The sequence below is a fragment of the Pseudoalteromonas sp. B62 genome (genome assembly GCF_037162565.1).
Classification (GTDB): Bacteria; Pseudomonadota; Gammaproteobacteria; order Enterobacterales; family Alteromonadaceae; genus Pseudoalteromonas; species Pseudoalteromonas fuliginea.
On record NZ_JARLVB010000002.1, the window covers coordinates 2688126 to 2712431 of the forward strand.

The window sequence follows — 24306 nt, forward strand, 5'->3', positions numbered from 1 at the left end:
GCACTTTTCATCAAAGAAACGCTATTTAATTGCTATGTTTGGACTGTCGAAACTATTCTCTTCTAAATCGGTGCAAAAACAACCGATTATTACTGCCTTAGCGGCATATCGTAGTGCGGCTTTTGCTGTCGGTATTGACGAAAGCTTCATTGATACTATTACTCAAAATGACGATAAATCACTACAAATTAAATTAACCCTGCCATTTGCTGGGCAATCAGAAATGCCTTTAGTTGAGCAACACGTATGTGAAAGCTTGGAAGTGCCTGTAACAATTAGCGCCAAGGTTATCATTAAAGAGGCAGCTAAGTTTAAGGCGATTAAACATATTGTGCTTATTGCCTCAGGCAAAGGTGGAGTAGGTAAGTCAACTACTGCTGTTAACTTGGCAGGCGCGCTTAAAAATGAAGGCGCAAAGGTGGGTATTTTAGATGCTGACATTTATGGCCCATCTATCCCAATGCTTTTAGGATTAGTGGGCGCAGAGCCCGTCACTAAAGATAACAAACAATTACAGCCTTTTGATGCAAACGGCATTAAAGCGCAATCAATCGGTTTTTTAGTGCCAAGTGATGATGCTACCGTATGGCGTGGGCCAATGGCGTCAGGTGCGCTGAGCCAATTGCTAAACGAGACTGATTGGGGCGAGCTTGACTACTTAATTGTGGATATGCCACCGGGTACCGGTGATATTCAACTTACAATGAGCCAAAAAGTACCAGCGAGTGGTACTGTTATTGTCACTACACCGCAAGACTTAGCCCTTGCCGATGCGCAAAAAGGCATTGCTATGTTTAATAAAGTAAACGTACCGGTGCTTGGCTTAATAGAAAACATGAGCCACTACATTTGCAGCCACTGCGGTGAGGCAAATCACGTATTTGGTAAAGACGGCGCACAAAAACTGGCGCACAAGCATGGCGTGCCTGTACTTAGTCATATTCCTCTTGCCATAGATATACGCGAGTATTCTGAGCAAGGTAAACTTATTGCCAACGATAACAACGCCGCAATAAGCAAAACATACAGCGCAGCAGCGAGGCTAATAGCCAGCACGCTTTATTATCAACAGCATCACAATTCGATTGAAATTGTGATTACGGAAGATTAAATAATAATGAGACTTTCAGACACACATATTAATGAATACTTAAGCGATGGCCGCATAGTTATTGAGCCTGCACCAACGAGCGAGATGATTTCCGGTGTAACGGCCGATTTACGCTTGGGTAATAAATTTAGAACTTTTAATGCGCATAATGCCGCATATGTCGATTTAAGTGGTCCAAAAGATCAGTTAAATAAAGCCATGGAATCGATCATGAGTGAAGAAATAGTGCTTGATGAAGGTGAAGCATTCTTTTTACACCCAGGTGAACTTGCACTAGCTATTACCCATGAAAAAGTAACGTTGCCAGCAGATATAGTAGGTTGGTTAGATGGACGCTCATCGCTTGCGCGTTTGGGTTTAATGGTGCATGTAACAGCGCACCGAATAGACCCAGGCTGGAGCGGTAATATTGTTTTAGAGTTTTACAACTCAGGTAAATTACCACTGGCGCTTCGCCCACTGATGAAAATTGGGGCTATGAGCTTTGAAATGTTATCGGGGCCGTGTGAAAACCCATACAATATTCGTAAAGATGCAAAATATAAAGATCAAAGCAGCGCAGTAGCAAGTCGTATTAGTGACGACAAATAATCACCAAATATAGGCATTACTCGTCTATTTTATGAAGCGCATAGCCCAGTAGTTCAAAATACTGGTTAAGCGCTTCATTTGCTTTATTAATATGCTCACTATTTGGGTATATTAAATTACTACTTTTTAAGCCTCCCACTAAAAAGCTATTTTTTATATATGTGTGGCCTTCAATACAGGCTTCAAAACACCGTGCTGCAAGCTCTTCTGGCATGCTCATATAATTCATATTGTGGGCTTTATCGTGTTCTATACACGTTTGTACAAAGTTATTTGCATCAATACCATCTTCATCTAAAAATACATGTTTATAAAAACTGTTCAAAGCATTATTAAGTGGATGCGATAAATTAGGCGTGTTTGAAAGCCACAATTTTGAGGCAAAGCCAAAGCGGGGTTTTGCTGCAAATAAATGCTCGCTTATATGATGGTCAAATGCATGGAACCATTCGTGAGCAAGTGCACCACCGCCTGCATTTTTTGCAAGAGCAAGTGTTTGAGAGGCTGCATTATAATGCGCTTGCACACCTTTTTGACCACCATGACCAAATGCAAAGTTAAGCTTGCCGCGCAGGCCAATAGCTTTGGGCGGTAAATGCAGTATTTGCGCAAGATCCGCCAGCGCATCGTAAATTAAATTGGCGCTAATGTAGCGCTCTTCTTTAGTTACCCATTTACCAACGACCATAGATCTAAAGCCGAAGGTATCTCTTATATCGCTAAAGTCGACTTGGTCGTCAAAGCGATAGTCGGGTCCTTGGCGAGTAAAGCCACGTTTTAGTCTGTTAGGGTAGTTACGCATTGCAAGTTTCATATAGTAACGAGTTTAATCTAAGTAACGTGCTTTTACGTGCTCGGGCATGTGTTGGGTTTGTTTTTGTATTAATTCATTAAGCGCATTATAAAGTGGTGCGGGATTTAGCTGCTCTATTAAAAACAAACTATGCGCTACAGCTTCAAGTGTGGATAGGCTGTCGGCCCGAGGGGCTTTACGAATAGCATAACGATTTTTAGGTAGCTGTTTAAAACTGACCGTTTTAAATTTATTAAGTAATGTGGTGAGTTGCAAAATTTTGTAGGCTTTTTTCCATGTACCATCAACCACGATTAAATGGGTGACGTTTTTTATACTAGGCTGCTCAGCGCTATCGTCTAAATTTATAGCGTGTTCGTTAGGGTAGAGTAAAACAGTTGAGCTTACTGGCAGTGTTTTTAGTATGGAAAAGTCATCATTATTTTCGCCTTTGATTATTTGGCAATCAGTTAGGCATAAATTGAGTAGTTTAGCTGTATTTTTTGCTGTTTTTTCTTCACTCGGGTGCTGTAGAATAATAACCGTAACTTTGTTGTTTATATTTGTAATTGCGTTGCAAATACAGGTGTTTAGTGAAAAATTACAATGATTACAAAGTGTGCGTGCCATTTAATAAACTTTTTGTTGCCAGTATGATCCTCGCAATTATACATTTATAAGGTAATTAAGTTGGTTTTTTTACGCATCAATATAAAGTAGTACTATTAAACTGTAACTTACATGGATTGTTTTAAGGGCTTAAAATATGACAGAAATAAATATTGATACATCAGCATTAGAGAGTATGGAATCGTTATTGGGTGAGCAGTTTGCTGATACACTTGATTTTTGCTGCTCAGAGTTTGAACGTTTAGGCTCAGAAGTTTTAGCAACCATTGGTAAAGATAAAGAAGCAGCTATTCGCCACTCCCATAGTTTAAAATCGAACGCGGCGCAGTTTGGCGCTTCAAGCCTTGCTGAAGTATCGCGTGTTATTGAGCAAAATTTAAACGTAGATAACTTAGCTGAAGCTATCGACGCATCTAATAGCTTAATGGCTCAAGTAACAGGCTCTCAAGCTAAGCTAAATGAATGGTTAGCATCTCGCTAATTATTGAAGTTGAAACGTGAATTTATTTCAGTATTAAGTAATCAAATACACTGGCATTTTACGCCTTTACTAGGTTAGTCTAAAGATTCACTAGGGCGTGTTGATCTTTCGGGATTGAATTTGCAACGAGTGTCTGGTTTTTAGGTTAGGCAGAGCCTATGCAGTGTGGTTTTTCCACATAAATAGGCGATAACAACACATAAAAACCAAACACGCATTGCCCAGAGGGTTCTTCCTAGGGGCTATTTTCTCTTTGTTACTCAATTTTTACTTAGCCCACTAGGTTACAAATCTCGCGCCGCGATTAAATCGCCCCTAGGTTGAACAAATTTAATCCATAAAGTCAATACGCCCTAAAGAGGTAAAAATGTCTGATATTAAAAAGAGTCACAAATTAGAATGTGTATGTTATGACATTCGTGGGCCGGTTTTAGCACAAGCTAAAAAAATGGAAGACGAAGGTCAAAAAGTATTAAAATTGAATATAGGTAATCCGGCTGCTTTTGGTTTTGATATGCCAGAAGATATGCACCGCGATATTATCCGCAACTTATATTCAGCCCAAGGTTACTGTGACTCTAAAGGCCTCTATTCAGCCCGCGTGGCTATTTATCAGCACTACCAACAACGTGGATTACATAATTTAGATGTAGATAACATTTATATTGGTAATGGCGTAAGCGAACTTATTCAAATGATCACCCAAGCGCTATTAAATAATGGCGATGAAGTGCTTATTCCAGCTCCAGATTATCCACTTTGGACTGCTTCTGTCACGTTATCGGGTGGTAATCCGGTGCATTATTTATGTGATGAAGAGCAAGATTGGTTTCCGGACATTGCAGATATAAAAAGCAAAATAACATCTAAAACTAAAGCGCTGGTATTAATCAATCCTAATAATCCGACAGGTGCGGTTTACAGTGACGATTTGCTAATGCAATTAATTGATATAGCGCGTGAACATAAACTACTGCTATTGAGCGATGAAATTTACGAAAAGATTTTATACGATGATATAACGCATACTTCAATCGGCTCACTTTGTGATGATGTACCAATCATTACTTTTAACGGTTTAGCTAAAACTTACCGTGCAGCGGGGCTGAGAATGGGGTGGATGGTGCTAAGCGGTCGTACCTCAGTTATGGATGATTTACGCAAAGGTCTTGAAATACTTTCATCTATGCGTTTGTGCGCAAATGTACCTGCGCAATATGCAATTCAACAAGCGTTGGGCGGCGTGCAATCAATTGATAATTTGATTAACCCAGGCGGGCGCTTATACGAGCAGCGCGATATAGCATGGCGCGGGTTAAACGCTATTGAAGGCATTAGTTGTAAAAAACCTAAAGGCGCGCTTTATGCGTTTGCCAAAGTAGATACAGCACTTTTTAACGTTAAAGATGATGAAAAGATGATGTACGATTTGCTAAAAGCCGAAAAAATATTACTTGTACATGGCAGGGCGTTTAATTGGCCCGAGCCGGATCATTTTAGGTTGGTATTTTTACCAAGCAAAGATGATTTATCCGATGCGATGTTAAAAATGAAGCGCTTTTTTAAAGACTATCGCCAAGTATAGCTATTAAAAAAATAAAAAAACGAGCCAAATTTGGCTCGTTTTTTACTTTAGTCATGAATATATTAGCTAATACGCTTTATCTACACGCACCGTGTTGTCGTTCAAGTAAACTAATCTTACGTTATCACCTTTACCAAAACGCATTGATTGGTCTTGATCTTGAACAACCATAAACTGATCGCCGTTTTCAACTTGTATTAATAACTCTACAAAATTATTTTGCTGATAATGACTTTGCTGCTGCCTGTTATGTGCAACACTGCCGCCAATTACCGAGCCTAATATTGTTGCTACTGTGCGGCCGCTACCGCCACCAAACTGGTTGCCTACAACACCGCCGAGTAATGCACCGCCGAAGGTTTTCCAGCCGTTGTTTTTGTCTTGAATGATTTCTTGTTCGGTAATATTGCGGACCGATTTTACGTCACCAAATAAAACTTGCTGCACAGGGACTGCTTTATTGCGCTCGTATTTAGCAAACGTAGGCGCACTTATTATAAGTAAGGCGCACATAATTACAGTAATTGCTTTCATAATTTGCTCCTATTGGCTACCAGCCAAAGGTTGATTTTTCTTTCGTTTTACGAATTTCAGTTTCGTCTGCCCATTCAACTAGGCCGCTTTCCATATCCATTAGACGCATCGTAAATTTATAGTATACGTCTGATTTATCAGCATTTGATTTAACGATACTTGATAAATTTCCGTATAACATATATTGCGCGCCAATTTGTTTACCAAATGCAACGGCTGTAGCAGGGTTAACAAGGGCATCTTCGTTTTGAAACGTTAATTGCTCACGTACTGACTCAACACGAGTCATATCTACAAAACGGAACTTACCGCTGCGTAGCATTTGTGTTGAGATTGAATCGGTGATTGATTCAGTATCAATGTGTTCACTGGTTTTGTTTTTAATACGCTCAACAAATACTACAGGGCGTTTATTAGCGGTCATTGTGCCAACAACGGGTGAGCTGAGTAATGAATCGGTCATTTGGCTCGCTACTTTTTGTAAGTCAGTAGAGCCAAAATTAATATCGGTTGTTTCTACTGCTTGTGCATCGCCATAACTTACTACGGCTTTATTAGCACAGCCACTTAATACTAAAGCGCTCAAGCCAACTAAAGCGTAAGTTGATGCTGTTTTAAATTTGTTACTGATGATCATGGTTGTTTCCTTTAATCTTTAAATTCTTGTGATTCGGTAGACACTTCTCTTACTGCTAAAGAAAAGGTAACTGCATCAGAGCTTGGTGCTAAGCCCGGTAATTGTGTTTTTGCAAAACCAAATAAGGTGAGTGCTTGCCAAGGTGAGTGGTTGCCTTTAATAACAAAGCCGTCTTTATCAAACCAATTAAATTGATACTGTAAATACTGTGATTTTTTATACTGACTCGAAAGTGTCACTACCACATCGGTTAACTGGTTTGTTTGACGGGTCTTTATGTCAGTTATAGTCAGCTTTTTACTTAAAGCTGGGTTATCAACACGTAATTGCTCATTAAACTGGCTTTTATTTTGTTCAACAGAAATACCGGATGTAATCGGTTTACTTGAACATGCACTTAGCATTAGTACTGCTAATAATGGCGCTATGTATTTCATGATGGCTCCTAAAGTTGAACTACGTGGTAATTAAAGTAGTTATTGATAGAGGTTAAGTAAATTAACGTTAACCCTTGCTTACTAATGGTGAAATTTATAGGCGCTTGTGTGCCTATATGCAGAGAATGCTCACCTGTATTTAGGTTTTGCCTTGCAACACTTATTTGATTTGGAAGCGTAAGCCAACTGCGTGTATCAGCTTGCTCAGATGCCAAATTATAAATATTGGCAATTATGTTACCTACATCACCGGCGCTGCGAGCAAACTCTGCACGCACTTTTTCTTTTGCCACTAACCTAAGTACTTGACGGGCTACTTTTGCAGGTATTTGATCTTCTAATGTTTTGGCTGCAAGTGCTTCAATGTGTACCAGTGGACTAAGCGTTAAGCTTTGTGCATCAATGTTTATGGTGTTAAGACGGCGCACATAGGCGTTATCTTTATATACCGGCATTGCTAGGCTATAAAAGCGTGCATCGCCACGTGATGAATAAATTGGTAAGCGCAGTTTAAATTCATCTTGTTTTGGTACTAAGCCTTGTTCAAATAAAACAATCACTTCGCCTTGTGATGAAGAAATAGTTGGCGCATCACTAAAACGTTTTTTGAATTCACTTAAGTCTTGCGCAAACCCTTGTTTTTTAGCAAGGCGTATTACGTCCTGTTGTAAATAAATATTGTTAGGTTGTATAGCGAGTGCTTTTTTATAATCAATATAAGCATCGTCGTATTGTTTAGCACTTTGGTAAAGCAAAGCAGATAAGTAAAACGAGTAGGCATTTTGAAAGCCATTTTTTACATCCCTGGTTACATTGTTCATACTCGGGTAGTGCTGTTGCGCTTCTTTTATTGTTGAGTCGACTTCAGTTTGATTTTCTGCAAGTGCATCAACTTGTACTTTATTAGCTCTACGAATTTCTACTAAAGCGCCTTCAATATCATTTTTATATACATAGTTAAGTGCTTTATAGCTATGAAGCATGCTCATTTCGTAAGCAGGTGGAACATAGGTAATGGCTGAGTCGTTAGTAAATAACGCATTACTTTGTTCAAGCCCTGCACTTACCTGTATTTTGGCGGCTTCACGTTTTTTTGCATTTGCGTATACACATTCTCGAATTTGCTTTGTGCATCATTTTCTATATTCGCTAAGTCGTTTAAACGAGCTTGCTCGAGTTGGTTGAGTAAGTAGCTGCTGTGCAGGGGGCTATTATTAGCAATAAGGGATTGCGCTTCTTCGATATTATTTTTCTCGATCGCATTTCTTATTGGTGTCATTTGCGTGGCATAGTCATTAAATAGGTCACTAAAACCTATTGTGCTACACCCACTTAAAATAAAACAAAAGCTTAAAGTTATACTTAGGCGCACTGCGCACTCCTCTTAATTTACCTACATACATTAACATATTATTTTTAGCTAGATGTGTGAAATATTGTAAAAAATCGTAGAGTAAAATTGCCTGCTAATCTAGAAATATAAGATCACACTGGTGAACAAAACGTGAACTCTATTAATTTTTTATCAACTACACTGAAATAGTAATTTAGCTTTTACGGTCTAGCTATTTGTTATATCACTTAGAGGAAATAAAAAATGAAAAAGTTCACAGGTGCAGCAATGGCTGTAATGGTTGCAGGTTTAGTTGGTTGTAATGCAACAGAGGCAGAAACATCACCATCAAGTTCTGTTGCAAATAATGGCGCAACAACTGATTTAGTTCATTGTTACGATGCAAATGTGTGTGGCGGTCATAACGACTGTAAAACAGCTGAAAATGCATGTGCTGGTCAAGCATCATGTAAAGGGACTGGTTTTGTAGCTATGCCTGCAAAAGCGTGTGCTGACGTTGGCGGTAAAGTAAAAGATAAATGGGTTGGCAGTGTAGCTAAAGCTGATTTAGTACATTGTAATGATGTAAATGTGTGTGGCGGTCATAACGATTGTAAAACAGCTAATAACGCGTGCGCTGGACATGCATCGTGTAAAGGGACTGGTTTTGTATCAATGCCAGCAAAAGCATGTGGTGACATTGGTGGTTCTGTAGGTAGCTAATACCAATTTTATTAAAAATATGATCTTTTTATCGCATTAAATAGCACACTTATTGCGTTATTTTCTTAGCGCTATAATAGATCACTAATTTAATGCAATTGGTATAAAAATTTATCGAACGCATAAAATAAGCCTGAACGATGTATTTTATTATTCAGGCTTATTAAGGAAGTTTATGACAAATCGTTTTTTAGGTTTTGGTTTAGGACTAAGAGCCCCTCATTTTGAGCAAATTATTGCAGAGAAACCAGCTGTAGATTGGTTTGAAATTATTTCAGAAAACTATTTTGTAGCCGGTGGAAAACCTTGGCATTATTTAAATAAAATCAGATCTGATTACCCCATTGTGATGCATGGTGTATCAATGTCGATTGGTAGTACAGACGCAATCAACAAAGACTATTTAAATCAGTTAAAAAACACCATTGCAAGAGTAGAGCCGCAGTGGGTGTCTGATCATTTATGCTTCACTCAAGTTGGCGGCATAAATAGCCACGATTTACTGCCAATGCCTTACACCAATGAGGCGCTTGAACATTTAGCTAATAAAATATCGCAAGTTCAGGATTACCTAGGCCGAGAGATGATTTTTGAAAATGTGTCGAGTTATTTAACATACAACGCTTCACAAATTAGTGAGTGGGAATTTTTAGCGCAATTACATAAGCAAACTGGCTGTAAGTTTTTAATGGATGTAAACAATGTTTATGTAAGTGCACGTAATCACGACTTTAACGCAATGGATTATTTATCGGCTATTCCGAGTACTGCTATTGCGCAAATTCACTTAGCAGGACATCAAGACTTTGGTACGCATATTATAGATACTCATGATGAAGATGTCCCAGATGCGGTATGGGACTTATATGCTCAGTATGCAAAAACATTAGGTCCTGTAAGTACTATGATTGAACGCGATGATAATATTGGCTCCCTTGATAATTTAATAACTGAGCTTGAGCATGCTAAAACGCTAGTGAAACCGTTTTGGGATATTGGAGCATGAGCGATTTAGCGAAGCTGCAACAACAGTTTATGGATTTACTGCAAGGTGAAAGTTCGGATATTAGCGAGCAAATTGCGCAGCAAGGGCAGTTAAATACACAACAGCGACTCTCTATTTATCAAAACGCTTATAAAATTCGTTTAAGAGCTGTTGTAGAACAAGATCACGAACAGTTGGGCATTTACTTAGGTGATGATTTATTTGAGATGATGGTTGATGGTTATTTAGCTTTATATCCTTCAACTCATACGTCACTACGAATTTTTGCAGAGAAATTACCTGATTACTTAGCCACCAATACTCCTTTTAACGATTACCCCATACTTGCAGATATAGCCAAATTTGAACGACTATTGCTAAGCGCGTTTGATGCAAGCGATAAAACATTACTCAATGTATCAGAGCTTGAAAGTATTGAACCACAGCAATGGCCAAATTTACTATTAAAATTACATCCAAGTGTACAGTTAGTCGCGTTTAATACGTTGGCGGTTGAAAGTTGGCAGGCAATAAAAGAAAAGCAAACACCGCCAGAACCAATAGCCTCAGAACCTCGCTTTTGGGTTATTGCACGTGATATTGACAGGCGTACACAATATTTAAGCGTTGATGCACAAGAGCATCGCTTACTGAATCTATTAAAACAAAACACACCCTTTGCACAGTTATGCCAATCCTGTTTAAATGAGCTCCCTGGTGAGCAAATCGCTGGGTTTTTAATTACTAAAATTAATCAGTGGCTTGAACGTGGTTGGTTAATTAACGAGTAAGTTTAAACAACAATGTTTTTTTGTTGCAAAGGAATTTTTTGAAAGCCACCATATACACAATCATTGCTTTAATTGCGTTTGCCGCAAATTCTCTTTTTTGCAGAATGGCTTTAGCCGAAGGCTATATAGATGCTTGGAGCTTTACAGTTATTCGCTTACTAAGTGGTGCAGCGTGTTTAGGCATTATAATGGCTATTTATACCCATAATTTAAAACGTAAAGGCACATTTAACCCCGCTATTATAAGTGACAGAGGAAGCTGGCGAAGCAGTATTAGCCTTTTGGTTTATGCACTTTGTTTTTCGATTGCTTACGTAGAGCTTGATACAGGCACTGGCGCACTTATTTTGTTTTCCGCTGTGCAACTTACTATGATTGGCTGGGGTATATATCAAAAAGAGCAGTTGAGTGTGCTTCAGTGGTGCTCGTTTATAGTGGCGCTAGGTGGCTTTGTATATTTAATGCTGCCATCTGCTGCAGTGCCTTCACTGTTTGGTGCATCACTTATGGCACTCAGCGGTATAGCATGGGGTATTTACAGTATTCGCGGTAAAGTGTGTGTATCGCCACTGCGTACTACTGGGTTTAACTTTATAAGAAGCTTAGTTGCTATCCCTGTTTTATTACTCGTAGGTATGAGTTATTTAAAAAATATCAGTATTGAAGGGGTGTTACTTGCGTGTGCCTCGGGTGCGATAGCATCTGGGATTGGTTACAGTGTTTGGTATGTGGCTATGCCACTGCTTAAAAGTACCCAAGCTGCTGTTGTGCAGTTGTGTGTGCCGGTACTTGCAGCCATTGCCGGTGTTTTGTTTTTATCTGAGCAGGTAACAATGGAGTTTGTAGTCGCAAGCTCCTTAATATTAGGGGCCGTGCTGGTGTTTATTTTAAATAAAAAGAAGGCTTAATATAACCTAACCTTCTTTTAGGTGTGGGCTTACGTTTGTTACAAAGCGTGTATAAATAGCAGGTAAGTTATCAAGTATTGCCTGCTTGCCCTGTAGTTCACTGTTTTTTATACATTCAAAAAGTACTTGCTCGCTAAGTTTATTCACTAATAATTGTGATTGCTTAATATGGCTTATATGCCAAAACTCAGGTGCGACGCCACCTAAATCATGCTGGTAAGGGCGATAAAAGCCAAATTTAACTAAGTTAGTATCAAGCCAATTAATTAAAGGCGCAAAAGGCCCACCTTGTAGGTATTCATCAGGTGCTAGCTGCAGTTTATAATCATCACTTACCGCAGCTTTATCAAACACATCTAAGTCAGTCCCTAAATGATGCCTGCTTGCCCCAGGTAGTGCAGAGTAGAGCATTATTGCTATACATTTATCAATCTCGCTTAGCTTAGTTAAATCTACAACTTCTTGCTGTTTATTATAAACAGGTCGACTACCTAAAAACTTATTATTCCAAATAATTGACTGACGTTCAAAGTCGCGAAAACTTGAGGCAATAGTAAGATCAAATCCCGCTTTTTGAGCTGCACTTTGCAGCGCTAAAAAGTCGCTAATAATAGCGCTGTGCAAGCGATGATTTTGTATATCAGTTAAATGTGTATCACTTTGCCCTGTAATACACATTATTGGTGTTGGTTGAGTGGCATCCATTATGTTAAAAGTTGCTCTAATATTTGCTCGTAAATGTTGGTAAGGGCTATTAAATCATCGGTACTTACGCATTCATCTACTTTATGAATAGTAGCGTTACGTGGCCCTAGTTCAATTACTTTAGCACCTGTTTGCGCAATAAAACGCCCGTCAGATGTGCCACCTGTGGTTTCTAGGTTTGTGGTTAAACCGGTTACCGATTTAATAGCATTGACTGTGGCATCAACAAGGGGGCCGTGCTCGGTAATAAAAGGCAAACCATTTACTATCCAACTTAATTCATAATTTAAGTTATGCTTTTGTAGAATGTCATTTACACGTTGTTGTAATTGCTCATGCGTTACTTGCGTACTAAATCTAAAGTTAAACTGTATTTCTAGTTCACCCGGGATCACATTACCAGCACCTGTGCCGCCATTAATATTTGAAATTTGAAAGCTGGTAGCAGGGAAGTATTCATTTCCGTTATCCCACACCGTTTGGCTAAGTTCAGTAAGTGCAGGGGTTGCTAGATGAATTGGGTTTTGTGCTAAATGTGGGTAGGCTACATGCCCTTGTACGCCCTTAACGGTTAAAAAAGCGGTGAGTGAGCCTCTTCGACCATTTTTAACAACATCACCTAGTACATCTTTTGATGAAGGTTCGCCAACTAGGCACATATCGATTTTTTCACCGCGTGCTTCTAGCGTATCAATTACACGAGTCGTCCCGTTTACAAATGGACCTTCTTCGTCAGAAGTAATTAAAAATGAAATTGAACCTTTATGATCTGGGTGCTTAGTAACAAAACGCTCGGTTGCTACAAGCATTGCTGCAAGTGAGCCTTTCATATCGGCAGCGCCACGGCCATGTAAGAGACCGTCTTTTATTAATCCTGAAAACGGCGGATGTTGCCAATTTTTTTCAGGGCCTGTTGGCACCACATCGGTGTGACCTGCAAAACAAAAGTGCGGTGATTGTGTGCCTTTTCGAGCCCAAGTGTTAAGTGTGTCGGTAAAAAATAATGGCTCTATATTAAAACCAACCGCAGCAAGGCGATCGTTCATCATTTGTTGGCAGCCAGCATCTTCGGGGGTTACTGACTCTCGTTGGATTAGCGCTTGAGCGAGTGCAATTACGTCAACAGTCATTATTTAAAAATCTCATCGTATTGAACTGCTTTAAAACCTAAATGGTAGCTGCCATTGTTTACGAGTACCGGACGTTTGATCATTGCAGGTTGTTCAACTAACAGTGAAATAGCACTCTCTTTAGTTAAGCTTTGTTTCTGCTCATCAGTTAATGCACGATAAGTAGTACCACGTTTATTAACAAGCTGTTCCCAATCAAGCTTATCAGCAAAGTCACTCACCATTTGCTCATTCACGCCATCTTTACGGTAGTCGTGAAAAGTAAATTCGACATTGTTATCGGTTAAATATTTTTTAGCTTTTTTAATCGTGTCACAATTGCTAATGCCGTATAAGGTAATCATAGATTTAATTCTTCTTAATAATAGTTAATAAAGTGTCTTCACCCGCTTGTAGCAGTGAGTGAGAGTAATGAAATGTACCAAGGTTGTGGCCATTTAGTAAAATTAGGCTAGCAAGCATAGGAGTATCAAGCTCTCGTAAATCAAAATAAGCAAGGCGTTGGCCTTTGATTATTTTGCTACCATTGAGCTGTGCTATATGAGTGTGTGTAATTGGTTGCGATGTTGAAATGGTTAAGTTGATTAACACTTTTAACCCATTTTTTGCTTGTAATATAAACTCCGTGCCTGCATTTTTTACCTGTAATAAAGTGCCATCAAAGGGCGCTAGAATTTTATGGTTAGTTAGTTGCACTATAATACCTGGCCCAAGTGTGCCAAAGCGAAACAAAGGTTCTGGATGTTCATTTAGCTCCAGTACTTTGCCTGAAAAAGGGCTGGTAATATTAATGGCGTTACGAGGTATTTTGTTTTGCGCAATATATTCTACTTTTTGTGCTTTCATAATTTATTCAGCCACCACATTGTAGCCATCTTTTTTTAGTGCCGTAATAGCTTGAAGTGCAGTTTGCTTTTTTACAAGTATGTAATCGGTGTCGTAGGTTGAAATTGAAAATATAGATATTTTAGCACGTGCTAATACGCCCGAAATATTGGCCATTATCCCGGTTAGCGAAAAACCAAGTGGGCCAACAACTTCAAGTGCTTGCCAATTTGGCTCTGTGTCTAGGCTGTTTATTTCAAAGCTACTAGGGCATACAATTGAAAGTTCGTCGTGGGTTTTAGAAATAAAAAACAACGGGAGTTTTAACAGCGCCGCAGGTATCTCGGCATCTATATCTAAGCTATGTATAGATAAAACGGTGCTGTGTAATTGTAATGTTTGTTTTGACATTAAAAACCTGCGAAACAGCAATATCGGTAGGTTTATAGTATAGATTATTAGCTTTAAATTAAAGGTGTAACAGTAACTAACCTGATAGTAAGTGAGTTAATTCCCGAAGGTAGAAAAACTTACCCACAATTTCTGTGGATAAGTATGGGGGTTGCAGGGTATAAATAGCCTAACTAGTTAATTATTAAGTAAATAATAGCTAGACTATAAAAAGCACATGTTAGTGTTGGTGTTTAATTAAGTGCTTCAGCTTGTGCTGCTTGAATGGCCGTTAGTGCAATGGTATACACAATATCATCAACTAATGCACCACGGCTTAAGTCGTTAACAGGTTTGCGCATACCTTGTAGCATTGGACCAATACTTATTAAATCAGCGCTACGTTGTACTGCTTTATAGGTAGTATTGCCTGTATTTAAATCAGGGAATATAAATACAGTCGCTTTACCTGCAACAGGGCTATTAGGTGCTTTTTTAAGTGCCACGTTTTCCATAATGGCTGCGTCGTATTGAAGTGGCCCATCAATGATTAAATCAGGACGCTTTTGCTGCGCTATTTTTGTGGCTTCGCGTACTTTTTCTACATCAGCGCCCGTGCCAGACGTACCCGTACTGTAACTGATCATAGCTACACGCGGTTCTATACCAAATGCAGCAGCAGAGTCGGCAGATTGAATAGCTATATCTGCAAGTTGTTCAGCATTAGGGTCTGGGTTAATCGCACAGTCACCATAAACTAACACTTGGTCAGGCAGCAGCATAAAAAACACGGATGATACTAACGATGATCCTGGCGCTGTCTTAATTAACTGCAGCGGTGGGCGAATTGTATTGGCAGTGGTGTTTACTGCACCCGACACTAAGCCATCTACCTTACCTTGCTCAAGCATCATTGTGCCAAGTACCACGTTATCTTGCAGTTGCTCTTGCGCGACTACGGCAGTTAGACCTTTGCTTTTACGAATTTCGACCATAGGCGCAATATAATCATTAATGATGCTTTTAGGCTCAATAATACTTACCTGTTCGTTAAGCTCAATCCCTTGTTGCTCTGCAATGCGCATTATTTCTTCGCGATCGCCAAGCAATATAGTTTTAGCAATGCCGCGTTGGCCACAAATAGCAGCCGCTTTAATAGTACGAGGTTCATTGCCTTCTGGTAGCACAACTGTTTTTCCGGCTTTACGGGCTTTGTCTGTTAACAAGTAACGAAATGCTGGAGGCGATAATTTACGTGTTTTACCTACGCTTTTTGCTAACGTGTCTAACCAGTCAGAATCAATATGTTCAGCGTTATGATCTTTTACTTTTTCAATTCGTTGGTCGTCGTCGTTTGGTACTTCCATATTAAAGTTATGCAGTAATAACGAGGTGCGCCATGTATCGCCATCAGTAGCGAGTATAGGCAAGCCAGTTTGCATAGCTTGCTCACACAAGGCCATAATACGTGGCTCTGGCTCAAAGCCACCGGTGAGTAATATAGCGCCAAGCTTAGTGCCATTCATAGCTGATAAACATGCAGCTACGAGTATGTCTGAGCGATCGCCTGGTGTTACCAATAAGGCACCTGGGGTAAAGTAATTTAAAATATTTGACACTGTACGCGCACAAAAAGTAATACGACGCAGGCGACGATGCAGCATATCGCCTTCGTTTATTATCGTTGCTTTTAAATACGCGCTTAAATCTTTTACGCGAGGTGCGACTAAGTCAAAATCCCACGGAATTGCACCAAGTAACATAAACGGGTTTTTTCTAAAAATAGGTAACGACGCTAAACGATTTAATTCGTTTTCAAGTTCTTCTGGTTTGTAGGTGTCAACTAAATCGGCGCGAGCGCGGCCCTCTTCATCAAGTGGCGCATTTACTTTATTAAAAATACAGCCAAGTACGCGAGGGTGATCAATTCCACCATAGTTACCCGCTGCGATTTCAAGGCGGTCTTCTATTTGTGTAATGCTGTAATTACCGGGGGTGAGTACAAATACAATGTCGGCGCCAAGTGTTTGTGCAATTTCACGATTTACACGTCCAGCGTAAGGTTGACGACGAGTAGGGACCATACCTTCTATGATGGCTACTTCATCGTCGTTTATTTTGCTCTCAAAACGCTCAACAATTTCCTCTAGTAGGTCGTCACCTTTGCCATCGCCAATCATTTGCTCTGCGTAATCGAGTGCAAAAGGTGTAGGTGGGTTAATCGGTGAGCCTTGGGTAACTATTTGCGTTGATTTTTCAGGGCCCGTTTCACCCGAGCGGGGCTGCGCAATTGGTTTAAAAAAGTTAACTTTAACTGTTTTTTGCTCAAGAGCGCGGACTAAACCAACAGAGACAGAGGTTAGACCAACACCTGTAGAGACAGGAATTAACATAATACGACGCGCCATATTAAAGCTCCTTTGCTATGTTTGCAGCATCAAGTGCAATAACCCACTCTTCATTTGTAGGCATGACAACGGCTTTACTACGTGCCTGTGAAGAGCTAATAATACCTTCTTGGCCAAAACGAGCATTAAGATTAGCTTGTTGATCGCAATCGAGTCCTAAAAAGGCAAGCTGTGAGATTACTTTTTCACGAATAGTATCAGAGTTTTCGCCAATACCGCCGGTAAAAATAATCGCATCAAGGCGTTGTAGTGGTACCATATAAGCGGCAATTTGTTTTGAAAGACGGTAGCAAAACATATCAAGCGCGAGTATTGCTTTTTTATTACCGGCAACAGCCGCTTCTTCGATTGTGCGGCAATCATTAGAAAGCTCGCTGATACCTAATAAACCACTTTTTTGATTGAGCAAGTTATCTATTTGCTGTGCAGTGTAATCGAGCTGCGTGGTTAAAAAGTTAAACAGGCCTGGATCTATATCGCCACTACGGGTGCCCATCATTAGGCCCTCTAGTGGTGTTAGGCCCATACTGGTATCTACACTCTTACCATTTTTAATAGCACACACTGAACAACCATTACCTAAGTGGGCACTGATAAAGTTACTTTGCTCAATAGGTTGATTAAGTAGTTTTGCTGTTTGGCCTGCAACATAAAAGTGGCTTGTGCCATGAAACCCATAACGTCTAACGCCAAATTCTGTATATAGCTTATATGGCAGTGCATAAAGGTAAGCTACTTCATTCATCGTTTGGTGGAACGCAGTATCAAATACGGCTATTTGTGGTAAGCCTTCGAACGATGCCTGTGCAGATGCAATGCCTAATAAATTAGCATGTCCGTGAAGTGGCGCAAGTGTTGCTGCCTGTGTAATACCCGCAATGACCTTCTCGTCAATCAAAACAGATTGCGTAAAATGCTCGCCGCCGTGCACAACACGATGACCCACAGCAATAAGTTGCTCATCTAAGCTATGATCTTTTATTAGGCTTACTAACGTATCTATTGCCTCTGCATGGGCTTGACCTGCTACTAAGTTAATGACAGTTTTAGCGCCGTTGAATTTATATTTTATAGAAGGAGTTGTTGCACCTAAGCGCTCTGCTAGACCAGATATAATTTCGTGGCCCGTGTTTGCATCAATAATGGCAAATTTTAAGCTGGAGCTACCACAATTTAGTACTAAAACGTGTTGTGACTTAGGGAGGTTGTTGGCATAAATTCATTTCCATAAACAAAATTTAGTAAGTGAACGTGAAACATTAATCGTTACACTCAGAGTGATAAATAAGGCTAAAACATTTAATTAAGCTAAACTAAAATGTAGCTGAATCAATGCGAAATATTTTACCCCAGTTATGGAATTTAGTTTAGTGTTTTGCACACTTTAACAGCAAAATTAAGCACTTTTACTGAGAAAGTAAAAGCCCTTAAAATTGTGTTACACTTTAGAGATAATCAATTTAGTATTGTGTTTTAATAGAGTCACTGTGAGGAGTCATGATGCAAAAAAGTGTGATGTCACAAGTACAAACAGGGCGGTTGTATGCAAAACAATGGCCAATGAGAAAAGAACTAGCACCTCTATTCATCGAGTTTAAGGTTATTAAAGCTACTGATCTTGCGATCACAGTTATGCCTATTTTAGCCATGCTTACGTTATTTTTTCAGCTAAATTACCTAGGTCCAGACTTCTTACCGCAAGCTATTGCGAGTGCTTTATTTTTTATCTCGTTACCGTTGCAAGGCTTATTGTGGCTAGGTAAACGCGCGCAAACACCTTTAGAGCCAGCCATGCAAAAGTGGTATCACGAGCTTTATACAAAAATGGTTGCCAACGGTTATCAAGCTCAGTTAAGCGAAAAAAAGCCTCGTTATTTGGAGCTTGCGAGTCTACTTAAAGACATGTTTGATAAAATGGATAAAGCGTTTACGAAAGAGCAATTTTAGACGTGGTTAAACTTACGCCTAAATTTTAGACGTGGTTAAACTTACGCCTAAATAACCCCAAATTTGATTATGCAGTTTTTGTAAACTGCGTAATGTAAAATGACAAGGTGACAGTATGCTCGCCTTTTTCCTTGAGTGCTTCCCAATGTTCTGGCCTGAACTTCCATGCAAATGGCGTCATCATTATTAAGTTTTTAATATCAGTAAAGCTAAGCGCGACATCCTCTGTTAAAAGAGCTTGCTCTGATTTTTGAAACCCTTTTGGCGAAGATATTTCAGTATGTTCGTTTACTTTTGAATATATATACGACTTTAACTCTTTTAAATGACAAGGACCTGGGCTTGCAACCACTAACGTTGCACTTTGATTTGCAAGGCGCTCAAGCTCTTGCTCAAACAAAGGTGCAAATACGCTAACAAGTACATCAGCAAATTGGCTTTCAAAAGGCGCTTGGCTAATTGATGCCACACTAAAATTGCAATTAGGGTAGCGCTTTGCTGCATATTTAACCGCAGATTTTGAAATGTCGACGCCGTACACAACTGCGTTTGTTTTACTTGCTATTGCTTGAGTATAAAACCCTTCACCGCATCCCAAATCAATAATAGTATTTGCACTTATATTACTGATTATGTCGCTAAGGTTTTGTTGCAAAAAGCCATAATAGCCACGCTCTAAAAATGCACGCCTAGCTTGTACCATTTCAAGCGAATCGCCTGGTTGTTTTGAGTTTTTTTGTTGCACAGGCAGTAAATTAACATAGCCCTCTTTAGCAACATCAAAGCTATGGTTGTTAGCACAACGAAGTGTTGAATCAGTTTTCAAAAGTGCGTGGTTACACAGCGGGCATTGATATTGTAGACTCATGAGTCTAGGTAGTCCTTATCGTAAAAAGTTTTTACCCAATGCGGGCGATAGGTGATCATAACTGTTATAGCCATGCCGTTGAGCATTGCTTCAGGAAACCAAATTATGGCACTTAAATAAACGTAGTTATCTGCGAGTTCTTGCCAATTGTATTGCCCTATAGCTAAGTAAAATAAAGCACCTAGGCTTATTTTTATACAGGCTATAACCCCTGCAGTTATGAACGCACAAACAAATATATAAACAAAAAAATGACGAGGTAAATACTGGTAACTAATTATAAAGCCAAGGTAGCTTAGTAAAATAGGAATAAACGCACCAATAAGCAGTTGAACTGGTAACAGTTCAAGTTCAATTTGACCAAATGCAGTCAGTAGGGCTGTGGCAAGTAGGCTACTTAAAATAGTCAATCGCCAGCCTAAAATTAATGTTGCAGCTGTAACGCCTAATGTGTGTAAATCGAGGCCAGTTAAAATTCCTGCTTTTATTCGCCAAAGCACTGCAAACACTAACGCACATGCAAGCACGCCAGTTTGACGGGCTGGCGTATTAAGCAATGTTTTATATGTTTTTTTATTAAAGCTTAGTAGGGCAATAATAATTACAAGGGCCCAAAGTAGCCCTTGTATTGTTATGCTGAGCATAGTAATTACTTAAATGTTGACCATATAGGGGCATGATCTGAGGGTTTTTCAATACCGCGCAGTTCGTAATCAATACCAGTATCTATACAGCGTGCTGCAAGCTCATTAGTTGCAAGTACTACATCTATTCGAAGTCCTCGGTTATCTACAAACCCCTTAGAGCGATAGTCAAACCATGAGTATTGATCGTCTGTTTCTGGGTTTTGTTCTCTAAAGGTGTCTTTAAAGCCCCAATTAAGTAATGTTGCAAGCCATTCACGCTCTACCGGTTGGAAAGAACATTTACCCGTTTTTAACCAACGTTTAGCATTTACTTCACCAATACCAATATCTAAATCGGTAGGTGATATGTTGATATCGCCCATAACAATTATATCTTGATCGGGTGTATGGTTTGTTTCAAGGTGAGTCATCAAGTCAATATAGAACTGGCGTTTATAAGGGAATTTAGTTTCGTGATTGATATTATCGCCTTGCGGGAAATAACCATTCATTACGGTTAAATCACGACCGTTTTCTTGCTCTACAGTAACGCTTATCATGCGTTTTTGCGATTCCTCTGTATCGGTAGCAAATCCTTTTAAGACCGATTTAGGCTCTTTCTTGCATAACATAGCCACACCATAATGTGCCTTTTGACCATGGTAATAAACGTGGTATCCCATTTTTTGCACATCTTCTAGTGGGAACGCCTCATCATGAACCTTAATCTCTTGCAGTCCAATCACGTCTGGTTGATGTTTATCGATAATTGCTTGTAATTGATGAAGACGAGCACGCAGACCATTGATATTGAAAGAAATCACTTTCATTGAATTTACCTTAAAATTGGTTCTATTTAATGCACCAAATTGTATCAGTATTTACGCGTACATAACATGACTGAAATGGAGAAAATCGCTGCATAATTGTTGACCAAATGGTGTTTAAAGTTTAAACATTGTTAATGCTATATTAATTTGTTAAATAAATAAAAAATTCAATTGATATCTAAAAAGTAGGTTATATAATGCGCGAAATCACTCAATAAGCTCGTTCAAATAGGATCTCACATGAAAACACAACTAATTTTAGCTGCAGCACTTTTAGCATCAACTACGGTCTCGGCACAAAGTAATTCGTATTTTAGTAAAGATAATAAAATAGAATCTAAATTGTGTGTATTAAGTGCCAATGAAGGCTTTTCTGCCGCTCGTAAAGAAGCAGCCCAGCATGGTGTGTTTTTATCACGCTTTTCACAAAGTATTTTGTGTAATGGCGAAGATATTCGTGATATTGCTAAAAAAGGAACAACTACTGAAGTGATTAAAACTAAAGTTGAAGTGTTTGCTAAAGACACTCAACAAGAAACACAACTGTGTATGACTGCTTTGAAACAAGGTTTAGCGCCAGTTCGTCAAAAAATCGGTAATTTAAACTCTCTAAAGTGTAATGGTCAAAAAGTAACTGATTTTGTAAAACGTTATCAAAATGCGGCTATTTAATAACACAAAAATTTGAAAAGCATGCCCAGTATATTTATATATACTGGGCTTTTTTTGCAAAAATTACAAAGCACTTTGCAAAGTTTTCAGATATAACTTATTGAAATTGTTTGTTAAATGCTCTTTTTATTTGTAACTATTTGATTTTAATTAGTTAATTAACATTGGCATCCGAATTGTATTAGCTAAAGTGACATTTATTTAATTACAAGGACACGTCTTATGAAAAAGTTAACATTAGCAACAACAATTTTAGCATCTTTGAGCCTCGCGGCTTGTTCTTCAAATCAAGGCCTTGAGAAAATAGACAGTGATTTTGCAAGCCTGGACAATGACAGCGATGGCTACATTTCAAAAGTCGAAGCGGATGATGATAGCATCTGGGAGCATTTTTCGAATATTGATACCAATATGGATAATGAAATTAGCCGTAAAGAATTTAACGCCTACATGCAGCTAAATGCAGGTAAAGTGGCGACTGATAGTGACGTAAGTGAATCAGCGTTTAAAGCTGAAATAGCTAAGTTTGATAAAATTGAGAGTAGTTTTTCAAGTTTAGATAATGATAGCAACGGTTATATTTCGATTGCTGAAGGCAACGATGATGATATTTCAAATCATTTTGGTTATATGGATGAAAACCAAGATAAGCGCATCAGCAGAAGTGAGTTTAAGGGCTACATTAAAAAATACGGTAATGCTGTAGCCGAAGATGACGCACTAGAAGCAATTAAACGCAGCTAATTTTTGCTTTTAAAATAATCAAGTTAGAAGCCAGTGATTGTCACTGGCTTTTTTGTGTTTTAAATCTAGTTATTTGGTAGATATATTTTCCTAGTTTGGTGTTGTTCTGTCATAATAGATGGCTGTGTATTTTTATTTGTTAAGAGTGTGTATGGCGGGTCGGCGAATTAGTGATGAACAACTAGTTGAGATCATTGAAGCAGCTATTTTTGTTGCAGATAAGCCTGTTAGTAAACGCCACCTTAAAGACGTAGTATTAATAGATTTAGCTATTTCTATGGCGCGAATAAACGACGCAATAGATACTATACAAGAACATTTTCAAACTCGTGGTATTCGTCTAGTCGAAGTTGGTAGTGGTTATCGCTTTCAGGCATGTAGCAGTTTAAGCCCTTGGTTAAATAATTTGTGGCAAGAACGTGCGCCTAAGTATTCACGTGCTTTACTGGAAACATTATCGCTTATTGCATACAGGCAGCCCATTACACGTGGCGAAATTGAGCAAGTAAGGGGAGTTACTACGGGTTCTAATATTATAAAAACCTTACTCGAAAGAGAGTGGGTTAAAGTGGTGGGGCATAAAGAGGTTCCGGGTAAACCGGCTCTATATGCAACTACTAAACAATTTTTAGATTATTTTTCGTTAACAGGTTTAGATAATTTACCAGCGCTGCCAACAGAGCAGCAAAGTAAAATTAACCAGTTATTAAGTGATCCTTCTGTGAGAGAACCATCCGAATGAGTATACAAGGTGAAAAGTTACAAAAAGTCCTAGCCCGTGCAGGCGTAGGCTCGCGCCGTGAAATGGAAAAATACATTGATGCAAACCGCGTTAGTGTAAACGGTAAAGTGGCAAAGTTAGGCGACCGTGTTGAGGAAACAGACTTAATTCGTGTTGACGGACACACTGTGAAAATTGAAGAAAAAGCAGATAGAATTTGTCGTGTAATTATGTATAACAAACCAGAAGGTGAGCTAAGTACACGTAAAGATCCAGAAGGGCGTCGTACTGTATTTGACCGACTTCCTCGTATTGATGGCGATCGTTGGATTGCAGTAGGCCGCTTAGACGTTAATACATCAGGTTTGATGCTGTTTACTAATGATGGTGAGTTAGCAAACCGTTTAATGCACCCAAGTTATGAAGTAGAACGTGAATACTCTGCACGTGTATTTGGTGAAGTAACCAACGAAACGGTTAAAAACCTACTACGTGGTGTTGAGCTTGAAGATGGCCCAGCTAAATTCACGACTGTAACCCCAATGGGTGGCGAAGGTGTTAACCGATGGTTTAACGTAACGTTAAATGAAGGGCGTAACCGCGAAGTCCGCCGTTTATGGCAATCTCAAGATGCGGAAGTATCTCGTCTTATTCGTATTCGTTACGGTAAATTGGAGCTAGATAAGCGCGTACCGCAAGGTGGTTGGATGGAGTATGATCTAGAAACGGTAAACTATTTACGTAAAACCGTTAAATTAGGTCGCGAGACGCAGACTAAGCTTTCTGTTATGCCAGAAAAGCGCAAAGATAAACGCGCTAAAATCAACCAAATCCGTAAAGCAGTTAAAAAACACAATCAACGTGTTAAGCCGACTAAACGTAAATAATCAATTAGTTATTT

At 39.2% G+C, this 24306-nt stretch carries 28 protein-coding genes and 1 pseudogene; 13 read left to right on the top strand and 16 right to left on the bottom strand.

Features of this window, described 5'->3' with window-relative positions; genetic code table 11:
* The first annotated feature begins 34 nt into the window (after nucleotides 1-34).
* Together apbC and dcd are read left to right on the top strand one after the other, a co-directional pair.
* On the top strand, nucleotides 35-1111 hold the full coding sequence (gene apbC / locus P4S71_RS16635) for an iron-sulfur cluster carrier protein ApbC (protein WP_337151055.1): 1077 nt from the start codon (nucleotides 35-37) through the stop codon (nucleotides 1109-1111).
* 6 nt (nucleotides 1112-1117) lie between these two features.
* Nucleotides 1118-1702, top strand: a complete 585-nt coding sequence (gene dcd / locus P4S71_RS16640; protein ID WP_076923901.1) for a dCTP deaminase — start codon at nucleotides 1118-1120, stop codon at nucleotides 1700-1702.
* Nucleotides 1703-1718: 16 nt separating this feature from the next.
* Here the strand turns inward: dcd and P4S71_RS16645 are convergent, their stop codons facing one another.
* Both P4S71_RS16645 and P4S71_RS16650 read right to left on the bottom strand, forming a co-directional pair.
* Entirely contained in the window at nucleotides 1719-2504 is a 786-nt protein-coding gene (locus P4S71_RS16645) for a CLCA_X family protein (RefSeq protein ID WP_182756543.1), read from the bottom strand.
* Between the two features lie 24 nt (nucleotides 2505-2528).
* A complete protein-coding gene (locus tag P4S71_RS16650; RefSeq protein WP_096792949.1) occupies nucleotides 2529-3125 on the bottom strand; it encodes a tRNA-uridine aminocarboxypropyltransferase in 597 nt (198 codons plus the stop codon).
* A 136-nt stretch (nucleotides 3126-3261) separates the two neighbouring features.
* On the opposite strand from P4S71_RS16650, the gene P4S71_RS16655 reads away from it, so the two are divergent.
* Nucleotides 3262-3606, top strand: a complete 345-nt coding sequence (locus tag P4S71_RS16655; RefSeq protein ID WP_337120259.1) for an Hpt domain-containing protein — start codon at nucleotides 3262-3264, stop codon at nucleotides 3604-3606.
* Between the two features lie 367 nt (nucleotides 3607-3973).
* Nucleotides 3974-5191: a pyridoxal phosphate-dependent aminotransferase gene (locus P4S71_RS16660; RefSeq protein ID WP_337151056.1), complete on the top strand. Its 1218-nt coding sequence runs from the start codon at nucleotides 3974-3976 to the stop codon at nucleotides 5189-5191.
* Nucleotides 5192-5257: 66 nt separating this feature from the next.
* Here P4S71_RS16660 and P4S71_RS16665 read toward each other — a convergent pair whose 3' ends face one another.
* The 4 genes and pseudogenes from P4S71_RS16665 to P4S71_RS16680 form a co-directional block, all read right to left on the bottom strand.
* Nucleotides 5258-5725, bottom strand: coding sequence for a glycine zipper 2TM domain-containing protein (locus P4S71_RS16665; protein ID WP_337151057.1), 468 nt, complete (start codon nucleotides 5723-5725; stop codon nucleotides 5258-5260).
* 16 nt (nucleotides 5726-5741) lie between these two features.
* Nucleotides 5742-6362 (bottom strand): penicillin-binding protein activator LpoB, encoded by a 621-nt coding sequence (gene lpoB / locus P4S71_RS16670; RefSeq protein ID WP_007375407.1) that lies wholly within the window; start codon nucleotides 6360-6362, stop codon nucleotides 5742-5744.
* 11 nt (nucleotides 6363-6373) lie between these two features.
* Nucleotides 6374-6799: a YcfL family protein gene (locus P4S71_RS16675; protein WP_007375406.1), complete on the bottom strand. Its 426-nt coding sequence runs from the start codon at nucleotides 6797-6799 to the stop codon at nucleotides 6374-6376.
* 8 nt (nucleotides 6800-6807) lie between these two features.
* Nucleotides 6808-8171, bottom strand: a pseudogene (locus P4S71_RS16680) (COG3014 family protein).
* Nucleotides 8172-8396: 225 nt separating this feature from the next.
* Between P4S71_RS16680 and bufA2 the strand changes: the two are divergent.
* From bufA2 to P4S71_RS16700, 4 genes are all read left to right on the top strand, one after another.
* On the top strand, nucleotides 8397-8855 hold the full coding sequence (gene bufA2, locus P4S71_RS16685) for a BufA2 family periplasmic bufferin-type metallophore (protein ID WP_007375404.1): 459 nt from the start codon (nucleotides 8397-8399) through the stop codon (nucleotides 8853-8855).
* 175 nt (nucleotides 8856-9030) lie between these two features.
* Nucleotides 9031-9861: an MNIO family bufferin maturase gene (bufB, locus tag P4S71_RS16690; RefSeq protein ID WP_337151058.1), complete on the top strand. Its 831-nt coding sequence runs from the start codon at nucleotides 9031-9033 to the stop codon at nucleotides 9859-9861.
* The gene (locus P4S71_RS16695) at nucleotides 9858-10631 is read left to right on the top strand and encodes a DNA-binding domain-containing protein (RefSeq protein WP_337120262.1); all 774 of its coding nucleotides are present in this window, start codon (nucleotides 9858-9860) and stop codon (nucleotides 10629-10631) included. The genes bufB and P4S71_RS16695 overlap by 4 nt, the downstream gene beginning before the upstream one ends.
* A 38-nt stretch (nucleotides 10632-10669) precedes the next feature.
* Nucleotides 10670-11539 carry a DMT family transporter gene (locus P4S71_RS16700; RefSeq protein ID WP_337151059.1) on the top strand — a complete coding sequence of 290 codons (870 nt, stop codon included), beginning with the start codon at nucleotides 10670-10672 and terminating at the stop codon, nucleotides 11537-11539.
* Between the two features lie 6 nt (nucleotides 11540-11545).
* Here P4S71_RS16700 and P4S71_RS16705 read toward each other — a convergent pair whose 3' ends face one another.
* From P4S71_RS16705 to P4S71_RS16735, 7 genes are all read right to left on the bottom strand, one after another.
* On the bottom strand, nucleotides 11546-12244 hold the full coding sequence (locus P4S71_RS16705) for a M15 family metallopeptidase (RefSeq protein WP_337151061.1): 699 nt from the start codon (nucleotides 12242-12244) through the stop codon (nucleotides 11546-11548).
* Complete coding sequence (gene dapE, locus P4S71_RS16710) at nucleotides 12244-13374, bottom strand: succinyl-diaminopimelate desuccinylase (RefSeq protein ID WP_337151063.1); 1131 nt, start codon at nucleotides 13372-13374, stop codon at nucleotides 12244-12246. The genes P4S71_RS16705 and dapE overlap by 1 nt, the downstream gene beginning before the upstream one ends.
* Complete coding sequence (locus P4S71_RS16715; protein ID WP_008134091.1) at nucleotides 13374-13718, bottom strand: ArsC family reductase; 345 nt, start codon at nucleotides 13716-13718, stop codon at nucleotides 13374-13376. Before P4S71_RS16715 ends, dapE begins: the two co-directional genes overlap by 1 nt.
* Nucleotides 13719-13722: 4 nt before the next feature.
* On the bottom strand, nucleotides 13723-14220 hold the full coding sequence (locus P4S71_RS16720; RefSeq protein WP_337151064.1) for a PTS glucose transporter subunit IIA: 498 nt from the start codon (nucleotides 14218-14220) through the stop codon (nucleotides 13723-13725).
* A gap of 3 nt (nucleotides 14221-14223) precedes the next feature.
* Nucleotides 14224-14610, bottom strand: a complete 387-nt coding sequence (locus tag P4S71_RS16725; RefSeq protein WP_337151066.1) for an ACT domain-containing protein — start codon at nucleotides 14608-14610, stop codon at nucleotides 14224-14226.
* Nucleotides 14611-14843: 233 nt separating this feature from the next.
* Entirely contained in the window at nucleotides 14844-16997 is a 2154-nt protein-coding gene (pta, locus tag P4S71_RS16730) for a phosphate acetyltransferase (protein WP_337151067.1), read from the bottom strand.
* Nucleotide 16998: 1 nt separating this feature from the next.
* Nucleotides 16999-18216: an acetate kinase gene (locus tag P4S71_RS16735; protein ID WP_337151641.1), complete on the bottom strand. Its 1218-nt coding sequence runs from the start codon at nucleotides 18214-18216 to the stop codon at nucleotides 16999-17001.
* Nucleotides 18217-18497: 281 nt separating this feature from the next.
* Here P4S71_RS16735 and yfbV point away from each other — a divergent pair, with 281 nt between their 5' ends.
* Nucleotides 18498-18944, top strand: a complete 447-nt coding sequence (gene yfbV / locus P4S71_RS16740) for a terminus macrodomain insulation protein YfbV (protein ID WP_007375393.1) — start codon at nucleotides 18498-18500, stop codon at nucleotides 18942-18944.
* A 67-nt stretch (nucleotides 18945-19011) separates the two neighbouring features.
* On the opposite strand, the gene P4S71_RS16745 is transcribed toward yfbV, so the two are convergent.
* From P4S71_RS16745 to xthA, 3 genes are read right to left on the bottom strand one after another with little or no spacing between them, the layout of a single operon-like run.
* Nucleotides 19012-19812 carry a putative RNA methyltransferase gene (locus P4S71_RS16745; RefSeq protein WP_337151068.1) on the bottom strand — a complete coding sequence of 267 codons (801 nt, stop codon included), beginning with the start codon at nucleotides 19810-19812 and terminating at the stop codon, nucleotides 19012-19014.
* Nucleotides 19809-20456, bottom strand: a complete 648-nt coding sequence (locus tag P4S71_RS16750) for an energy-coupling factor ABC transporter permease (RefSeq protein WP_337151069.1) — start codon at nucleotides 20454-20456, stop codon at nucleotides 19809-19811. Before P4S71_RS16750 ends, P4S71_RS16745 begins: the two co-directional genes overlap by 4 nt.
* A gap of 5 nt (nucleotides 20457-20461) precedes the next feature.
* Nucleotides 20462-21268 (bottom strand): exodeoxyribonuclease III, encoded by an 807-nt coding sequence (gene xthA / locus P4S71_RS16755; RefSeq protein ID WP_007375390.1) that lies wholly within the window; start codon nucleotides 21266-21268, stop codon nucleotides 20462-20464.
* 240 nt (nucleotides 21269-21508) lie between these two features.
* Between xthA and P4S71_RS16760 the strand changes: the two genes are divergently transcribed.
* From P4S71_RS16760 to rluB, 4 genes are all read left to right on the top strand, one after another.
* Entirely contained in the window at nucleotides 21509-21940 is a 432-nt protein-coding gene (locus P4S71_RS16760) for a hypothetical protein (protein ID WP_008134083.1), read from the top strand.
* 222 nt (nucleotides 21941-22162) lie between these two features.
* Nucleotides 22163-22684 (top strand): EF-hand domain-containing protein, encoded by a 522-nt coding sequence (locus P4S71_RS16765; protein WP_007375388.1) that lies wholly within the window; start codon nucleotides 22163-22165, stop codon nucleotides 22682-22684.
* A gap of 151 nt (nucleotides 22685-22835) precedes the next feature.
* On the top strand, nucleotides 22836-23426 hold the full coding sequence (gene scpB, locus P4S71_RS16770; RefSeq protein ID WP_007375387.1) for an SMC-Scp complex subunit ScpB: 591 nt from the start codon (nucleotides 22836-22838) through the stop codon (nucleotides 23424-23426).
* Nucleotides 23423-24292 carry a 23S rRNA pseudouridine(2605) synthase RluB gene (rluB, locus tag P4S71_RS16775; protein WP_002959716.1) on the top strand — a complete coding sequence of 290 codons (870 nt, stop codon included), beginning with the start codon at nucleotides 23423-23425 and terminating at the stop codon, nucleotides 24290-24292. The genes scpB and rluB overlap by 4 nt, the downstream gene beginning before the upstream one ends.
* Nucleotides 24293-24306 lie beyond the last annotated feature (14 nt).

Bases quoted from the DNA above. Each gene is read 5' to 3' on its own strand.
- apbC (WP_337151055.1), top strand. From the start codon at position 35: ATGTTTGGACTGTCGAAACTATTCTCTTCTAAATCGGTGCAAAAACAA.
- dcd (WP_076923901.1), top strand. From the start codon at position 1,118: ATGAGACTTTCAGACACACATATTAATGAATACTTAAGCGATGGCCGC.
- P4S71_RS16645 (WP_182756543.1), bottom strand. From the start codon at position 2,504: ATGCGTAACTACCCTAACAGACTAAAACGTGGCTTTACTCGCCAAGGA.
- P4S71_RS16650 (WP_096792949.1), bottom strand. From the start codon at position 3,125: ATGGCACGCACACTTTGTAATCATTGTAATTTTTCACTAAACACCTGT.
- P4S71_RS16655 (WP_337120259.1), top strand. From the start codon at position 3,262: ATGACAGAAATAAATATTGATACATCAGCATTAGAGAGTATGGAATCG.
- P4S71_RS16660 (WP_337151056.1), top strand. From the start codon at position 3,974: ATGTCTGATATTAAAAAGAGTCACAAATTAGAATGTGTATGTTATGAC.
- P4S71_RS16665 (WP_337151057.1), bottom strand. From the start codon at position 5,725: ATGAAAGCAATTACTGTAATTATGTGCGCCTTACTTATAATAAGTGCG.
- lpoB (WP_007375407.1), bottom strand. From the start codon at position 6,362: ATGATCATCAGTAACAAATTTAAAACAGCATCAACTTACGCTTTAGTT.
- P4S71_RS16675 (WP_007375406.1), bottom strand. From the start codon at position 6,799: ATGAAATACATAGCGCCATTATTAGCAGTACTAATGCTAAGTGCATGT.
- bufA2 (WP_007375404.1), top strand. From the start codon at position 8,397: ATGAAAAAGTTCACAGGTGCAGCAATGGCTGTAATGGTTGCAGGTTTA.
- bufB (WP_337151058.1), top strand. From the start codon at position 9,031: ATGACAAATCGTTTTTTAGGTTTTGGTTTAGGACTAAGAGCCCCTCAT.
- P4S71_RS16695 (WP_337120262.1), top strand. From the start codon at position 9,858: ATGAGCGATTTAGCGAAGCTGCAACAACAGTTTATGGATTTACTGCAA.
- P4S71_RS16705 (WP_337151061.1), bottom strand. From the start codon at position 12,244: ATGGATGCCACTCAACCAACACCAATAATGTGTATTACAGGGCAAAGT.
- dapE (WP_337151063.1), bottom strand. From the start codon at position 13,374: ATGACTGTTGACGTAATTGCACTCGCTCAAGCGCTAATCCAACGAGAG.
- P4S71_RS16715 (WP_008134091.1), bottom strand. From the start codon at position 13,718: ATGATTACCTTATACGGCATTAGCAATTGTGACACGATTAAAAAAGCT.
- P4S71_RS16720 (WP_337151064.1), bottom strand. From the start codon at position 14,220: ATGAAAGCACAAAAAGTAGAATATATTGCGCAAAACAAAATACCTCGT.
- P4S71_RS16725 (WP_337151066.1), bottom strand. From the start codon at position 14,610: ATGTCAAAACAAACATTACAATTACACAGCACCGTTTTATCTATACAT.
- pta (WP_337151067.1), bottom strand. From the start codon at position 16,997: ATGGCGCGTCGTATTATGTTAATTCCTGTCTCTACAGGTGTTGGTCTA.
- yfbV (WP_007375393.1), top strand. From the start codon at position 18,498: ATGCAAAAAAGTGTGATGTCACAAGTACAAACAGGGCGGTTGTATGCA.
- P4S71_RS16745 (WP_337151068.1), bottom strand. From the start codon at position 19,812: ATGAGTCTACAATATCAATGCCCGCTGTGTAACCACGCACTTTTGAAA.
- P4S71_RS16750 (WP_337151069.1), bottom strand. From the start codon at position 20,456: ATGCTCAGCATAACAATACAAGGGCTACTTTGGGCCCTTGTAATTATT.
- xthA (WP_007375390.1), bottom strand. From the start codon at position 21,268: ATGAAAGTGATTTCTTTCAATATCAATGGTCTGCGTGCTCGTCTTCAT.
- P4S71_RS16760 (WP_008134083.1), top strand. From the start codon at position 21,509: ATGAAAACACAACTAATTTTAGCTGCAGCACTTTTAGCATCAACTACG.
- P4S71_RS16765 (WP_007375388.1), top strand. From the start codon at position 22,163: ATGAAAAAGTTAACATTAGCAACAACAATTTTAGCATCTTTGAGCCTC.
- scpB (WP_007375387.1), top strand. From the start codon at position 22,836: ATGGCGGGTCGGCGAATTAGTGATGAACAACTAGTTGAGATCATTGAA.
- rluB (WP_002959716.1), top strand. From the start codon at position 23,423: ATGAGTATACAAGGTGAAAAGTTACAAAAAGTCCTAGCCCGTGCAGGC.